Here is a 15,548-nt window from a genome sequence, read left to right on the forward strand (position 1 = left end):
GAGGCGGCGGGTCCACTCTCTGCGAGGTCATTCCGTGCGTGGAGAGGGGATCGGGCGATGCGCAGACTCGGCAGGCGGTCCAGGTGGCTGGTGGCGTCGGGGGTGGCGGCGGCGATGGCGGCGGGTCTGGTGACCGCGGCCTCGGTCCGTGCGGAGACGGACGGGAACTGGCCCTACGGGGGCGGCGGCAAGAGCAAGGCCGTCGTGCTGGCGGCCGTCGGCGACATCGCCTGCCAGCCGGGCGAGGCCGAGGAGGGCGAGAAGCCCACCGACCTGTGCTCCCACACGCGCACCGCGGCGATGGTGGCCACCGCCGACCAGGTGGAGGCGATGCGTCCGGATCTCGCCGCGATCATGGGGGACGAGCAGTACCAGACGGGCCGGTACGAGGACTTCATGGGGTCCTTCGACCGGACCTGGGGCGCGTTCAAGTTCCTGCAGCGTCCCGCGCCGGGCAACCATGAGTTCTACACCTCGCACGGCGAGACCGGCGTCGAGGGCACCGGCTACTTCGACTACTACAACGGCTACCAGGTCAACGCCGACGGCACCCCGAAGCTGACCACGTTCACCGACGCCAAGGGCAACACCTTCACCCAGCCGCTGCCCCAGCCGCACGGCCAGGCCGGCACCACCGGCGAGGGCTGGTACTCGTACGACGTCAACGGCTGGCACATCATCTCGCTCAACAGCCAGTGCAAGGTGATGCCGGGCGGCTGCGACCCGAACGGCTCGTGGATGCGGGCGCAGACGGACTGGCTGTCCGCGGACCTGAAGGCCCACCCCGGCGCATGCACCCTGGCGTACTGGCACCAACCGCTGTTCAGCGCCTCCGGTGACGTCAGCCGCGAGGGCAAGGTGTCGAAGGAGTGGTGGAAGCTGCTCTACCGGCACCACGCCGACCTCGTTCTCAACGGGCACGAGCACCTCTACAGCCGCTTCGCTCCGATGAATCCCGACGGTGCGGCCGACCCCGCCCACGGGATCCGGGAGTTCATCGTCGGTACCGGCGGCGAAGGGCTGGACAAGCTCGCCCCCTCGACGCCGAAACCCGCGGCGGCGACGGACCAGTTCTACGGCGTCATGAAGTTCACGCTCACGCCGGGCGGTTACAGCTGGAGGTACGACTCGGCGATGAAGGATCCGGACGCCACCACCGGGGCGTCTTCGTACCACGACACGGGGTCGGGGCACTGCCACTGAGCCCCCTCGCCCCTGACTCCGTTCCGCGGAGTCAGGGGCTTCGTTGTCTCCGGGGGTCTTGACAACTCTATTGGTCTGGACCAGTTTTGCGCTCAACAACGGCGGCCGTCGTTTCTCACCCCCGTACCCCAGTTCCTCCCGGAGGCACCCGTGGACCGTGCACGTCATGGCAGACCAGGCGTCCGCCGATGGCTCGGCGGCGTACTGGCCGCGACCTCGGCCGCCGCGCTCGGCGTCACCGCGCTCGCCGCGCCCGCCCAGGCCGCCGACGTCAACGTCGCCAAGAACGCAGGCTTCGAATCGGGCCTGACCGACTGGACCTGTACCGCCGACAGCGGTACGGCCGTCTCCTCACCCGTGCACAGCGGTGCGGGGGCGCTCAAGGCGACCCCGACGAGCCAGGACACCGGGCAGTGCTCGCAGACCGTCGCCGTCAAGCCCGACTCGACGTACACCTTGAGCAGTTGGGTCCAGGGCTCCTACGTGTACCTCGGCGCCAGCGGCACCGGCACCACCGACGTGTCCACGTGGACACCGAGCGCGTCCTCCTGGCAGCAGCTGTCCACCACGTTCACGACCGGTGCCGACACCACGTCGGTCACCGTGTATCTGCACGGCTGGTACGGACAGAGTGCCTACTACGCCGACGACGTCAGCGTGTTCGGGCCCGACGGGGGCGGCGGCACCGACCCGGTCGGCGTCCCCGCCGTGCCGACGGGCCTCGCGGCGGGCACGACGACCTCCTCGTCGGTCGACCTGTCCTGGACACCGGTGGCCACGGCCACCGGCTACAACGTCTACCGGGACGGCACGAAGGTCGCCTCCGTGACCGGCGCGTCGGACGAGGTCACCGGCCTGACCGCCGACACCTCGTACAGCTTCCAGGTCAGCGCCACCAACGCGGCCGGCGAGTCCGCCAGGTCGACGGCCGTGGACGTACGGACGGCGGCCGCGGGCGGCGGTGGCGGAGGCGGAGGCGGAACCACCGTGCCCGCGCACGCCCTGACCGGTTACTGGCAGAACTTCGACAACGGCGCGACCGTGCAGAAGCTGCGCGACGTCTCCTCGCAGTACGACATCATCGCGGTGGCGTTCGCCGACGCCACGTCCACGCCCGGCCAGATCACGTTCAACCTGGACCCGGCCGTCGGCTACGCCTCCGACGCCGACTTCAAGGCCGACATCGCCGCCAAGCACGCGGCGGGCAAGTCCGTCATCCTCTCTGTCGGCGGCGAGAAGGGCAGCATCACCGTCAACAGCGACGCCTCCGCGACCGCGTTCGCCGACAGCGCGTACTCCCTCATGCAGGAGTACGGGTTCGACGGCGTCGACATCGACCTGGAGAACGGCCTGAACTCGACCTACATGACCAAGGCGCTGCGCGCCCTGTCGGCGAAGGCCGGACCGAACCTGGTGCTGACCATGGCGCCGCAGACCATCGACATGCAGTCGACCTCCGCCGAGTACTTCAAGACGGCACTGAACGTGAAGGACATCCTCACCGTCGTCAACACCCAGTACTACAACAGCGGTTCCATGCTGGGCTGCGACGGCAAGGTATACAGCCAGGGCTCGGTCGACTTCCTCACCGCACTGGCCTGCATCCAGTTGCAGGGCGGCCTCGCTCCCTCGCAGGTCGGGATCGGTGTACCGGCGTCCACGCGGGGCGCGGGCAGCGGCTACGTGAACCCCTCGGTCGTGAACAACGCCCTGGACTGCCTGGCCCGCGGCACCGGATGCGGCTCGTTCAAGCCCGCGAAGACCTACCCGGGCCTGCGCGGTGCGATGACCTGGTCCACCAACTGGGACGCCACGGCGGGCAACACGTGGTCGAACACGGTCGGCCCGAAGGTGCACAGCCTGCCGTAGCGGGTGACGGCGGGGCACGCCGTGGTGGGATGCCGCAGTCGCACTCCCACCACGGCGACGCACCCGGCGCCCCTCGCGACAGCCGCAGGGCCAAGGATCACAAAGTCACCCGACGAGTGGAGTCGATCCTGGCCGCCTGGGACGGACGCCGTGGGAGAGCGCGTCCCGAACACCTCACCCCGCGTCCGTGACCGGGCCGGCACCCCGGCGAACAACTCGAAGCCGTCCTCCACGCCTACGAGCTCGTGACACCGGCGCACCGGGCGAGCACCTTGCCCGTACCGAGGAGCATCGCAACGGTCTCGTACGCGGTCTCGCAGCCCGAGGCCGCCGTCCACCGCCCGGTCACCGTCACGCTCGCCGGTCCGCGCGTGGCATGATCCAGATCCGGTCCGGTGACCGTGCGCGCGAACCGCGCGCCGCGGGGGAAGGGTTCACAGATGCACGCCGTACTGCACGCACTGTCGATCACCGGTTCGATGACCTGGGAGATCACCTGGGCCCTGATCCTGGGCTTCGCCCTGTCCGCCGTCGTCCAGGCCGTGGTCCACAAGTCCACCGTGGTCTCGCTCCTGGGCGACGACCGGCCGCGCACCCTCGCCGTCGCCGCCGGCCTGGGCGCCGCGTCCTCGTCCTGCTCGTACGCGGCGGTCGCGCTGGCCCGCTCCCTGTTTCGCAAGGGCGCGAACTTCACCGCCGCGATGGCCTTCGAGATCGCCTCCACCAACCTGGTCGTCGAGCTCGGAGTGATCCTGGCCCTGCTGATGGGCTGGCAGTTCACCGCCGCGGAGTTCGTCGGCGGGCCGATCATGATCGTCCTGCTCGCGGTCCTGTTCCGTGTCCTCCTGCGAGACGAGCTTGTGCGCGGCGCGCGCGAACAGGCCGAACGCGGACTGGCCGGCTCGATGGAGGGGCACGCCGCGATGGACATGTCCGTTCAGCGTGAAGGCTCGTTCGCGCGGCGCCTGTTCTCCCGCGAGGGATTCACCTCCACCTCGCACGTCTTCGTCATGGAGTGGGCGGCGATCCTGCGCGACCTGATCGTCGGCCTGCTCGTCGCGGGCGCCATCGCCGCCTGGGTTCCCGACTCCTTCTGGCGCACCTTCTTCTTCGACGGCCACCCCCTCGCCGCCAAGCTGTGGGGCCCGGTCGTCGGGCCGCTGGTGGCGATGGCGTCGTTCGTGTGCTCCATCGGCAACGTGCCGCTGGCGGTGGTGCTGTGGAAGGGCGGCATCAGTTTCGGCGGCGTGGTGGCGTTCATCTTCGCCGACCTGCTGATCCTGCCGATCCTCAACATCTACCGGAAGTACTACGGCGCCAGGACGGCCGCCTTCCTCCTGGGCACCTTCTACCTCGCCATGGTGGTCGCCGGGTACATCGTGGAGTTCGTCTTCTCGGGACTCGGCCTGATCCCCGACCAGGCCGACGCGAAGATCCCCACAGCGGGCATCAGCTGGAACTACACCACCTGGCTGAACATCGCCTTCCTCCTGCTGGCCGCGGCCCTCCTGGCCCGCTTCTGGCGCACCGGAGGACCGCCCATGCTGCGCATGATGGGCGGCTCACCCGACCCGGGCCACGACCACGCCGGGCACCATCACTGAAGCGCCGCGTCCGCAGGGCCGGGTATGCGACCTGCGGGACCGCTTCGCACGCCGGTTCGTTATCCTCTACGCGGCCGGGAACGCCTCCGTTCCGGGTGTCATCGACGACTTCTGGACGGGCAGTGCGAAGCGGTCCGTCCGGATCGGCTGATCGGATGTCCTCCTCCATGAGCAGCAAGAGCAACAAGGCCGCCGCACAGGAACGCCGGGCCCGTCTGGCCGCGGCCCGAGAGCAGGCCAAGCAGGAAGAGGCACGCCGCCGCCTGGTGCGCCGCGCCGCGATCACCGGTGGCGTCGTGGTGCTGGCCGCGGGCGCCACGATCGCGGCGGTGGCCGTGCACGACTCCGGCGCCAAGTCCGGCAAGTCCACGGCGGCCAGCTCGTCCGACGACGGCAAGATCAAGGACATCCCCAGCACGCCGCTGACCCACGTCAAGGGCGCCACCTCGAAGCCGCCGTGGGCCGCCCCCGCGGATGCCGCGGCACGAGTGAAGGCGGCCGGGCTGCCGATGCTCGGCGAGGAGGGCTCGGCGGAACACATCCACGCCCACCTCGACGTGATCGTCGACGGCAAACCGGTGACCGTACCGGCGTTCATCGGCATCGACCAGGCGCACCAGCAGATCAGCCCGCTGCACGCGCACGACGCCACCGGTGTGATCCACATCGAGTCGCCGAAGCAGGCCGACTTCACCCTCGGTCAGTTCATGACCGAGTGGAACGTGTCGCTGACCAAGAACAACATCGGCGCCCTGACCGCGGGCAACGGCAACACGCTCCGTGTCTACGTGAACGGCAAGGAGCGGACGGGCAACCCGGGCGCGATCAAGCTCACCGATCACGAGGAGATCGCGATCGTCTACGGCAAGGCCGGGGCGAAGATCTCGGTGCCCAGCAGCTACAAGTTCCCCTCCGAGTAGCCGCGCGGAGCCCGACGTGTCAGTGCAACGCGGCGTCGGGCTCGGTCAGCCGCCACGAGGCGAACTCGAGCGTCAGTCCGGCGCGGGTCGGGGCGCAGCAGTACGGGCCCGCCTGCGTGCGCGCGCTCGGTGCGAGCGGAGTCAGACGTATCAGCCGCCACGGCTCGTCCTCGACCCGGGCCCGGACGGCCACCGCGTCCCCGATCCGCGAGGCTCGTACCGTCACCTCCCGGCCCGCCCAGTCGGGCACAGGCGTACTCGACCAGTCGGAGTACCCGTCGGTGACGACGGCGCCGAGGCCGAGCGCACCGTCGGCGAACTCCAGGCCCGCCTTGATCCACCGCTCGGCGGCGACGCGGACGAACAGCCCGGCCTGGTCGAACTGCTCGGTGAAATCAGCCTTGACGGTGACCTCGACGGCCTGCTCCCGGCTCCAGTCGGCGAGCAGCGCGTGCTCGTCGTCGTGAACGAATCCGTAGCAGGTCCGCCGCCACGCGTCGCTGCCTTCGACAGCGGTCACCAGCAGTCGCCCGTCCGCTTCACGGGTCGCGGCGGGCTGAGTGGTCCAGGTCCCGGACGTCCAGGGCACGTTGATGGTCATGGCAGCTGATCCTACGTTTGACCACCACGAAGAGACCTGCCGTCAGGGCCGGTACGAGGACGGAGCCGAAGCGGCGCCCACGCGCGCGCCCTCGGGGCGAGTGCCCGGCAGACCCGATGGCCGCGGTTCACGGGCTGCGGCCGGGTGGAGACGGCCGCCGGCTCGTTCGACGCGTCATGGCCGGTGCCGCCCGGCGGGCAGCGACGTGGCCGCGGTGGGGCCTGAAGCTCCACCGCGGCGCACCTCGAACTCAGCTCTGCCGCAGGGGCGGCATCGGCAGCGGCATCCCGTAGGCGGTGGCACCGGCGCCGACGCCGCCCTCACAGGTGTTCGGCGGTACGGTGCCCGAGCCTCGCGAGGACGGCTTCTCGGCGGCCCAGAACATGTAGCCGAGCATTCCGGAGCTGCTGCCCGCTCCGTCGGGCGCGACGCTCTGTGTGAACGAACCCGTGGAGTTCTGCAGCGAGTTCGCGAAGTCCGTGCACTCGGGCAACACCTTGCGCTGGTCGCTGATGTAGACGGAGCCGGTGAACTTGGCCGGCGCGAGCGGCGGCACCGGCGGAGAGTAGGTGGGCTTGCCGTCCACGTGCTCCTGCCAGTTGGCGATGGCCGAGCTGGTGGAGGGCTGACGGGAGGGCACCATCGCGTTGGCGTAGTCGAGGACAGGAGTGTCGGTGCGCAGCCAGTCGCTGGTGGCCTTGCGGTTGATGTCGATGAGCCAGCGGTCACCGGCGGCGGTGTCGATGGTGAGCCGGGCTGCCGGGTCGGCACCCGTGGCGTCGTACGGGTGCACGGACCGGTAGGCGTCGATGAAGGATTGCAGCCCGGCCAGGTCGGGGCCGGTGTTCTGTTCGTAGTCGATCTCGATGCCGACGCCGAGCCGGGAGGCGACGGCGGCGGCGTTCAGTCCGAGCTGCGTGGGGTTCTCGGCGAGAGCGGAGTCCCAGTCGTCGGTGTAGGTGATGCCGCCGATGGAGAGCATCACGCGGATTCCGCGCGAGGTGAAGTAGTCGACGATGTCGGGCGTCATGCCCTTGGGCACGCCGCCCGCGGTCGTGGCGTCGTCCGTGTGATGCAGCAGTTTCAGCGGATTGACGAAGCTGAGGACGACGAGGTTGACGGACGGCCGCCCGTCCCCGCGGTCGATCAGCCAGTGGTTCTTGGAGTCGAACTCGCTCACGTCCCGCACCGTGCCCCAGACGCAGGCGTCGTCACCGCAGTGCCAGGCACCGTAGATCTGCGGCGGGGTGAGAGTCGTGGCGGCCGAGGCGGGCGAGGCCAGTGGGGTGATGAGAGCAGTGAGCAGAGCCAGTACGCCGAGAAGTCTGAGACGCATCCGGTCCTCCGTGGCCGAAGGGAAGGGGGCGGCGCCGGAAGCGTGGCAGGTACAGACCAAGTCGGCAAGAGGGCCCGAGCCGGCCGGCACGGACCGCGGCCCGCGCGGCGGCGCGGACGGGGTCCGCGAACCCCGTCTGCGCCGCAGCCGCGGTCAAGGCTCGACGAGAGCCGTCCGGCCGCACCCGGCGGACGCCCTCAGCGCAGTCCGGCGAACAGATCGTTCTCGGGGAGGGCCGCACCGGTGGTGTCCTGGACGCGTACGAAGGTCTCCACCCCCATCAACTCGGTGAACCTCTCCCGGCCCATCCCGAGGAAGAAGATGTTCTCGCTCTGGCTGGCGTGCGCGGCCAGCGCGTCGAACTTCTGACCGCCGAACGCGGTGGTGTCGACCCAGGTGCTGATCTCGTCGTCGGGCAGCCCGATCTCGGCCATGGCGGCGGTCTCGGCGGGGTCCGGCTCCGGAGCGTCCCCGCCGAACTCGCGCATCAGCTCCTGGAATCGCCGCATCATCGAGTGGGGCGCCGTGGTCCAGTACACCTTGGGCGTGAGCGACGTCGTCGCCAGTGCCGCCATCGTGATGCGGTTGGCCTGGATGTGGTCGGGGTGGCCGTAGAAGCCGTTCTCGTCGTAGGTGACGACCACATCGGGCCGGTAGCGCCGCATCAGTTCGGCGAGCCGCGCCGCGCCTTCCTCGACCGGGGTCTGCCAGAAGGATCCGGCCGCGCTGTTGCTCGGCCAGCCCATCATCCCTGAGTCGGCGTAATCCAGCAGTTCAAGGTGGCTGATCTTGAGAATCTCGCAACTCGCCTCAAGTTCTTGCCGTCGCAGGCGGGCGACGGCCGCCGGATCGTGTCCGGCCTCGCCCGGCTTGACGCCCCCTGGCCCGTCACCGCATCCGCCGTCGGTGCAGGTGACGAGAACGGTACGTACTCCCTCGGCCGCGTAGCGGGCGAGCACGCCTCCCGTACCGGTGGCCTCGTCGTCGGGGTGAGCGTGCACGGCCATGAGCGTCAAGGGGCCGTTGTTCATGGAGCAGTCCTCCTGTGTGCGGTCGACGCGTGTCGTCGACCGAGGCGGGGCGTATGTGTCTACGAGCAGTGCGGTGCCCGCGCGCCGGTCTTCTCGCCCGTGCAACAGCGTCGCCCGGACGTGCTGTTCCCGACGCCGCAGGATCAGCGGACGGTCGTGCCGACAGGAGGGGTCGGCCGCCAGGAACCGGCCGTACCCGCGAGGCGGTTCGTGGCGAGGGCCGTCAGCCCTTCCGCAGTTCCTCGGCGAGCATCACGATGATGCCGCTGGGGCCGCGGACGTAGGCGAGCTTGTAGGTGTCCTGGTAGGTCGCCACACCGCGCAGTGGACGGCATCCGTGCTTCGCGGCGGTCTCCAGGGCTTTGTCGATGTCGTCGACGGAGAAGGCGACGCGATGCATGCCGATCTCGTGGGGAAGAGTGGGTTGCGTCTCGATCGCTTCGGGGTGGATGTATTGGAAGAGTTCGAGGCGACCGTGACCGTCCGGGGTCTGGAGCATCGCGATGTCGGCGTGATTGCCGTCGAGGCCGACGGCGGTGTCGGCCCATTCGCCGCTCACCCTGTCACGGCCGAGGACCTCGAGCCCGAGGTCGGTGAAGAAGGAGATCGTCGCCTCAAGGTCGCGAACGGCGATACCGACGTTCTCAAGTCTGATGGCCATGCGCCGCATGCTACCGAGGCGCGAGCGGTGGGCGGGGCCGGCGGACGGTCACGGGCCGGACGTCGATCTGCTGGAAGACGGGCGGGTACGCCGTGCTCTGACGCGCCGCTCGTCGCCCGCGCGGGCGGAGGGTGCGCGTGGCGGACCGGAACCCGGGGGAATGCGGGGCCCTCGCACGCAGTTACTTCAGATGGTGTAACAATGCATGCTCACATACCAACCGGTTAACCCCATGACCACCGAGGAGTCCTCCGTGACCGGCACGACGCCCGCCTCCCGCGCGGCCCGGATACTGGCCCGCCCGATCGCGCTCAACGGCCTCACCGTCCCGAACCGGATCGTGATGGCGCCGATGACCCGCATGTTCTCCCCCGGGGGCGTACCCGGCGACGACGTGCGCTCCTACTACGCGCGCCGAGCCGCCGCGGGCGTGGGCCTCATCGTCACCGAAGGCACGTACGTCGGTCACGAGTCGGCCGGGCAGAGCGACCGGGTGCCGCGGTTCCACGGCGAGCGGCAGCTGGCCGGGTGGGCCGAGGTCGCCGAGGACGTTCACGCGGCGGGCGGCACCATCGTCCCGCAGCTGTGGCACATCGGCATGGTCCGCAATCAGGGTGACGCCCCCCACCCGGACGCTCCCGCCGTCGGCCCCTCCGGCCTGACCACGGCGGGCGCCGAGGTCACCGGCAAGGTCATGACCCAGCAGGACCTGGACGACGTCGTCGGCGCGTTCGCGCAGGCCGCCGCGGACGCCGAGCGCATCGGCTTCGACGGTGTCGAGCTCCACGGCGCCCACGGGTACCTCGTGGACCAGTTCCTGTGGGAGGGCACCAACCGCCGCACCGACGCCTACGGCGGCGACCCGGTCTCCCGGACGAAGTTCGCCGCGGAGATCGTCGCGGCGGTCCGTGAGAAGGTCTCCCCGCACTTCCCGGTCATCTTCCGCTACTCCCAGTGGAAGCAGCAGGACTACACGGCCCGGCTCGCCGACACCCCGCAGGAGCTGGAGGCCATCCTCGCGCCGCTCGCGGCGGCCGGCGTCGACGTGTTCCACGCCTCCACGCGCCGGTACTGGCTGCCGGAATTCGACGGCTCCGACCTCAACCTGGCCGGCTGGACGAAGAAGCTCACCGGCAAGCAGGTCATCAGCGTCGGCTCGGTCGGCCTCGACGGTGACTTCGTGAACGCCTTCCGGGGCGAGGGCTCCCCGGTGAAGGGGATCGACAACCTCCTCGACCGACTGGAGGCCGAGGAGTTCGACATGGTCGCCGTCGGCCGTGCGCTGCTCCAGGACCCCGAGTGGGCCGTCAAGGTGCTCACCGACCGCTTCGACGAGCTGAAGCCGTACGACCCGGCGGCGGCCAAGACGCTGAGCTGACCCGGCGACCTGGGCGGGCACCGGGGACGGGGCCGCCTCCATGCGGCCACTTCGCACAGGTCGTCTGCCCAGGTCAGGAAGGTGGAGTGGCAAGACTGTCACGACATGTCGGGTTTTCCGGAATGGCGCCGGGGTACACGGCGGTGTGTACTGAGGACTGTCCGCCGGCGCCACCGTGAGGATGGCCGCCAGGGCAACAGAACGGTGCGATGGCCATGAACCACAGGACGGCGGAGCCGGGCTCTGCCACAGAAGTCGTCTACGCCGGTTCGGTGTTCGGCGCGCCGTGCTGGGTGAGCCTGACCGGCCGCGATCTGGAAGCGACGCAGGAGTTCTACGGGGCGGTCCTGGGGTGGCGGTGGCGCCGCGCCAGCCTGGGCGACCGGTTCCGGATCGCGCTCGCGGACGCCGTACCCGTCGCCGGGGTCGCCGCGGTCGCCACGACCTGGCAGATCGCGGTGGCCTGGACGCCGTACTTCGCGGTGCCCGACGCGGACGAGGCCGCCGCGCGGGCCCAGGCGCGTGGCGGCACGGTGGCGGTCGGGCCGCTGCGGCTGCCGCCCGGCCGCGGGGCGCTGCTGGCCGACAGGGCGGGCGCGACGTTCGGGATCTGGGAGGGCGAACTGGTCGGCGGCTGGCAGGCGTGGCAACAGGCGGCACCGACCTTCATCACCCTGCACACGCGCGACGCGATCGACGCGGCCATCTTCTACGGCGAGACGCTCGACTGGGCCTCGGACCGCCCCGGAAGCTGCGAGGTCGAGTACGAGGGCGACGAGGTCGTGCTGCGGCGTCAGGGCCGTGTGGTGGCGCGCCTCGAATCGGGCGCGGTCGAATCGGCCCCCGACCCCTCGGTCCGACCACACTGGCAGGTCCACTTCAGGGTGGCCGATGTGGCCGGGTGCGCGCGGGCAGCGGAGAAGCTGGGCGGAAGCGTGCTGGCGGAGGACGAGCGAGAGGCCGTGCTGTGCGATCCCGACGGAGCCCAGTTCACGGTGAACGCGCGCCGGGAGGACTGAGCGTCCGGCGCGTGGTCTCGACCTGGACGAGGCTGCGCTGTGATCACGCGCGCCCTTGCGTCGCATCGAACCACCTGCCGCCGAGAACTGCCTGAACCCGAACCGACTTGATTAAGTACTACTAGATTGGGGAGAGTTGGCAGCAGGTGCGGGTGTGGTGACGAGCGGGCGCCCAGTGGGTGGGCGCGGGGCGGGAGCATCGCGTGGCAGACGGGGACGCAGGAAGATCCGCGAGCACGATGACGGACCGCGTCCGTCCCCGGGCCACCGACCTGGTGGGCCGCGACGCGGAGGCCGATGCCCTCCACGACGCCCTGGACGACGCCCGCCGGTCACGGGGGACCGCGGTGTTCGTCGTGGGGGAACCCGGGATAGGCAAGACCAGACTGGTCACCGAGACGGCCGACCGGGCACTGGAGTCCGGGATGGTGGTTCTCAAGGGACGTTGCACGGCCACCGGCCCCTTCGTGCCCTACCGCCCGCTGAGCGAGGCACTGCTCTCGCTGGCCCGGACGCTGGAGGAGCCGCCCGCCGAACTCGGCCCGTACCTGCCCGTGCTGGGGCGTCTGGTACCCGAGTGGTGGACCGGCGAGGGCGTCGACCGGTCGCCCGTCGTTCTCGCCGAGGCCGTTCTGCGGCTGGCCTCCGCGCAGGGCAGGGGCCGCGGATGCCTCCTGGTCGTCGACGACCTGCACGACGCGGACCCGGAGACGCTGGCGATCATCGAGTACATAGCGGCCAACCTGGCGCATCAGCCGGTCGCCGTCGTCGCCACCGTACGCTCCGCCGCCTGCGCCGCGTCGGAACTCGCGAACGCCGTGGTCCAGCGCCGTGAGGGCCGACTCGTACCGATCGGCCGCCTCTGCGAACCGGACACGCACCGGCTGGCCGCCGCCTGCCTCGGCTGCCGCCCCGAAGAACTCCCGGTTGAGGTCTCCAGACGCGTCTTCGCGGACAGCAGCGGCATTCCCTTCGTGGCCGAGGAACTCATCCGCAGCATGCGGACAGCCAGGGAACTCCTCTGCCAGGACGGGAGGTGGCGGCTGGCGGGCTCCCCGCGCTCACGGGTGCCCTTCACGCTGGTGCGGGCGATCGAACAGCGGGCGGCCCGCCTCGGCCCCGGGGGAGCACGCATGCTGTCGGCAGCCGCCGTCCTCGGCCGCGGTTTCCCCCTCTCCGTGGTGCAGCGGTGCACCGATCTGGACGACAGCACCCTGCTGAGCTGCCTGCGCTCCGCTGTCGCGGACGGGCTCCTGGTACCGGACGAGCGCGGGCCGGACTGGTACACGTTCGAACACCCGCTGGCCGAAGAGGCGCTGCTGGCCGGACTCACACCGGTGGACCGGGCCGCGCTGTCCCGCCGGGCGGCCGACGCCGTGGAGGAGCTGCACCCGGAACTGCCCGGCACGTGGTGCCACCTGGCGGCGCGACTGCGCCGCCAGGGCGGCGACCCGCCGGCGGCGGCCCAGCTGTACCTGGAGGTGGCACGGCGCGCGCTGGCCGGCAGCGGCCCGGGCACGGCCATCGCCCTGCTGGACGAGGCGCGGCAGACGCTGGGCGAGGAGAGCGAAGCATCCACCCATCGGGGTCTGCGCCGGGAACTGCTGGAGACGCTGCTCTTCGCCCTCGCCGACGACGGGCAGTTCGACCGGGCCCTGCAGGTCGCCGACGGGCTGCGGCAGATCGACGTGGAGGGGGAGACGACCCGACAGGTGGAGCTGCATGTGCGGCTGGCCCGGGCAGCGGAAGTCGCCGGCCGCTGGGACGAGGGGCTTCGCCAGGTGGAGCTGGCCAGGGCGCTGGTGCCGCGGGACGCCGACGTACGCCAGACCGCGGGCATCGACGCGGTCGAGGCGTTCCTCGTGGTGTCCCAGCCGGTGCACGGCTGCGTCGGGCGCAGTGAGGAACTGGCCCGCAGAGCCATCGAGGGCGCCGAGCGGCGCGGCGACCCGGCGCTGGCCTGCCAGGCATGGTACGCGGTGGGGTTCGCCAGCCGCAGGCGCTCGCTGAGCGAGTCCGACGAATGTTTCCGGCGCACGCTGCGGATCGCGACCGACAGCGACCTGATGATCTGGCGCAACCACGGACTCATCGGCCTGGGCAACAACGCCTGGCTCGCCGAGGCCACCACCGACGTGCTCGTCCACGCCCACAAGGAGGCTCTGCGCACCGGGTGCGTGAGCCTCGCCCACAACGCCGGCGCCATGCTGGCCTTCGACGCGGTGCTGCGCTCCCAGTTCGACCGGGCGGCCACCCTGCTCGACGGTGCCCTGGAGGAGACCGGACGGCTGAAACTGCATTCGGTCAGCCGGTATCTGCTCATGCTGCGCGCGGTCCTCGCGGCCCACCAGGGCAAGCGGGCGCAGATGCGCGCCACGCTGGCCGAGTTCCGGGCGCAGGGCGGGGAGCGCTCACGTGAGGCACCGCTGGCGCGGGGGCTGGCCGAACTGTTCTGCGCACTGCTGACCGAGGACCCGAACAGCGCGGACATCGCCGCCGATCTGTCGGCCGCGCAGCCCGGGCAGGAGACCTTCTTCCACCTCTCGGGGCCGCACGGACTGATCCTGTTGCTCGGCACGCTCGACGGCCGCGCGGGCTGGGCGGAGCACGATCGGGTCAGCGCCGGCCAGGCCGGGCGGATGCGATGGAACCGGCAGTTCGTCGGCCTGTCCAAGGCGGTGCTGCTGGGCCGTGAGGGGCGAGCGGAGGAGGCACAGACCGCGCTCGACGCCGCGATGCGCAGCGCGGAGGTCTTCCCCACGGCCCGGCACCTGGGACTGCGGCTGGTTGCCGACGCGGCCCTGGAGGGCGGCTGGGGACAGCCGTACCGCTGGCTCACAGAAGCCGAGGACTACTTCTACCGGACCGGGGCGACGACCGTGGCCGATGCGTGCCGGGCACGGCTGCGCCGGCTCGGTGTTCTGCTGCGTCAGCGGCGCGTGGGCACCGACCAGATCCCCCCTCGGCTGCGCGCGGCGGGCGTCACCAGCCGCGAGTTCGACGTGTTCCGTCTGCTGGAGGGCCGACTGGGCAACAAGGCGCTGGCGGACCGGCTGCACATCTCGGCCCGGACGGTGGAGAAACACGTCGCCAGTCTGCTGGCCAAGACCGGGGCGGGGGACCGGGCACGGTTGTGCGACTACGCCGCCGATGTCATGGCCGGCCTCAACGCCGGCTGACGCGGGTCGTGCCCCGGGGCTCGACGGCCCCGGGGCACACGGTGTCAATGCCACCCGGCCACGGTGGTCGGCCCGCCGCCCACCACGGCCACGGCCGCCGCACCGACCGTGAGGCCGGTGAGAACGGCGACACGCATCCGCGCCTGTCTCATCGCCGCGGGGGACGGCTGCTCCTCGGCGTCGGTGTGGTCCTCCGGATCGGTCTGCGCGGTCGTCAGCTCATCGTCGTTCATGGTGTTCTCCCTTTCCTCTGCGAGGTGAGCGTCGTTCGGGACCCGGCCCCGCCGCCGGTCGCAGCAGCAGGACCGAGGGGATCAAGTGGCCGAAGCCCAGCCGCAGCAGCCCGTAGCCGATGCCCGCGAGTCCGGTCAGCAGACCCGGCGTCGGCACCCCGCCGGGGGTGCCGCAGCGGAGCCCGTGCCGGTCGATGGAGCACAGCAGCCGGGACGCGGCGAGGTCGAGCGCGGCGGCGGCGCGCTCGTCGCCCGCGGCACGCGACTGGACCAGCGGTTCCAGGACTCCGAGGTCGCCGTGGCACAGCGAGTGGTTCCGCGGCGGGCCCACGCCGACGGTGGCGGCCACGGCAAGGAGACGCTCGTCCGCGTGGCCGCCCGGCGCGGTCGCGCTCAGCGCCGTGCCGGCCAGCCCGCGGCACCAGCCGGCATCGAAGCTCTGGCTGGTCCGCGGCTGCGCGCGCTCACGGGCGCGTGGCTTCGCGCGCCCGCGCAGGGCCGCGTCGACGCCGTC

The 15,548-nt window shown here is 71.1% G+C and carries 13 protein-coding genes; 7 read left to right on the forward strand and 6 right to left on the reverse strand.

The features are described 5' to 3' along the window. The first annotated feature begins 57 nt into the window (after positions 1 to 57). The 4 genes from OFY01_RS18225 (at position 58) to OFY01_RS18240 (ending at position 5,596) form a co-directional block, all read left to right on the forward strand. Positions 58 to 1,203, forward strand: a complete 1,146-nt coding sequence (locus OFY01_RS18225) for a metallophosphoesterase family protein (protein WP_266601209.1) — start codon at positions 58 to 60, stop codon at positions 1,201 to 1,203. A gap of 150 nt (positions 1,204 to 1,353) precedes the next feature. Further along, positions 1,354 to 3,072, forward strand: coding sequence for a chitinase (locus OFY01_RS18230; protein WP_407700372.1), 1,719 nt, complete (start codon positions 1,354 to 1,356; stop codon positions 3,070 to 3,072). A gap of 440 nt (positions 3,073 to 3,512) precedes the next feature. Continuing rightward, complete coding sequence (locus OFY01_RS18235) at positions 3,513 to 4,676, forward strand: permease (protein WP_266601211.1); 1,164 nt, start codon at positions 3,513 to 3,515, stop codon at positions 4,674 to 4,676. Between the two features lie 167 nt (positions 4,677 to 4,843). After that, entirely contained in the window at positions 4,844 to 5,596 is a 753-nt protein-coding gene (locus OFY01_RS18240; RefSeq protein WP_266601213.1) for a hypothetical protein, read from the forward strand. 19 nt (positions 5,597 to 5,615) lie between these two features. Here the strand turns inward: OFY01_RS18240 and OFY01_RS18245 are convergent, their stop codons facing one another. The 4 genes from OFY01_RS18245 to OFY01_RS18260 all read right to left on the reverse strand — a co-directional run bounded on the left by OFY01_RS18245 (position 5,616) and on the right by OFY01_RS18260 (position 9,225). Beyond that, positions 5,616 to 6,197: a DUF1349 domain-containing protein gene (locus OFY01_RS18245; protein ID WP_266601215.1), complete on the reverse strand. Its 582-nt coding sequence runs from the start codon at positions 6,195 to 6,197 to the stop codon at positions 5,616 to 5,618. 250 nt (positions 6,198 to 6,447) lie between these two features. Beyond that, positions 6,448 to 7,533, reverse strand: coding sequence for a glycoside hydrolase family 18 protein (locus tag OFY01_RS18250; RefSeq protein WP_266601216.1), 1,086 nt, complete (start codon positions 7,531 to 7,533; stop codon positions 6,448 to 6,450). A 197-nt stretch (positions 7,534 to 7,730) separates the two neighbouring features. Beyond that, complete coding sequence (locus tag OFY01_RS18255) at positions 7,731 to 8,564, reverse strand: PIG-L family deacetylase (RefSeq protein WP_266601218.1); 834 nt, start codon at positions 8,562 to 8,564, stop codon at positions 7,731 to 7,733. A 223-nt stretch (positions 8,565 to 8,787) separates the two neighbouring features. Beyond that, complete coding sequence (locus tag OFY01_RS18260; RefSeq protein WP_266601220.1) at positions 8,788 to 9,225, reverse strand: VOC family protein; 438 nt, start codon at positions 9,223 to 9,225, stop codon at positions 8,788 to 8,790. 232 nt (positions 9,226 to 9,457) lie between these two features. Here OFY01_RS18260 and OFY01_RS18265 point away from each other — a divergent pair, with 232 nt between their 5' ends. The 3 genes from OFY01_RS18265 to OFY01_RS18275 all read left to right on the forward strand — a co-directional run bounded on the left by OFY01_RS18265 (position 9,458) and on the right by OFY01_RS18275 (position 14,801). Then, positions 9,458 to 10,603 carry an NADH:flavin oxidoreductase gene (locus OFY01_RS18265; protein WP_266601221.1) on the forward strand — a complete coding sequence of 382 codons (1,146 nt, stop codon included), beginning with the start codon at positions 9,458 to 9,460 and terminating at the stop codon, positions 10,601 to 10,603. A gap of 215 nt (positions 10,604 to 10,818) precedes the next feature. Continuing rightward, positions 10,819 to 11,622 carry a VOC family protein gene (locus OFY01_RS18270; RefSeq protein ID WP_266601223.1) on the forward strand — a complete coding sequence of 268 codons (804 nt, stop codon included), beginning with the start codon at positions 10,819 to 10,821 and terminating at the stop codon, positions 11,620 to 11,622. Between the two features lie 239 nt (positions 11,623 to 11,861). Continuing rightward, positions 11,862 to 14,801 (forward strand): helix-turn-helix transcriptional regulator, encoded by a 2,940-nt coding sequence (locus OFY01_RS18275; protein WP_266601225.1) that lies wholly within the window; start codon positions 11,862 to 11,864, stop codon positions 14,799 to 14,801. Positions 14,802 to 14,845: 44 nt separating this feature from the next. Here OFY01_RS18275 and OFY01_RS18280 read toward each other — a convergent pair whose 3' ends face one another. Next, complete coding sequence (locus tag OFY01_RS18280) at positions 14,846 to 15,034, reverse strand: hypothetical protein (protein ID WP_266601227.1); 189 nt, start codon at positions 15,032 to 15,034, stop codon at positions 14,846 to 14,848. Further along, a partial coding sequence (locus tag OFY01_RS18285) for a lanthionine synthetase LanC family protein (protein ID WP_323135527.1) occupies positions 15,021 to 15,548 on the reverse strand: 528 nt, incomplete at its 5' end. The genes OFY01_RS18285 and OFY01_RS18280, both read right to left, overlap by 14 nt.

This window comes from Streptomyces beihaiensis (genome assembly GCF_026274175.1).
Taxonomy (GTDB): domain Bacteria; phylum Actinomycetota; class Actinomycetes; order Streptomycetales; family Streptomycetaceae; genus Streptomyces; species Streptomyces beihaiensis.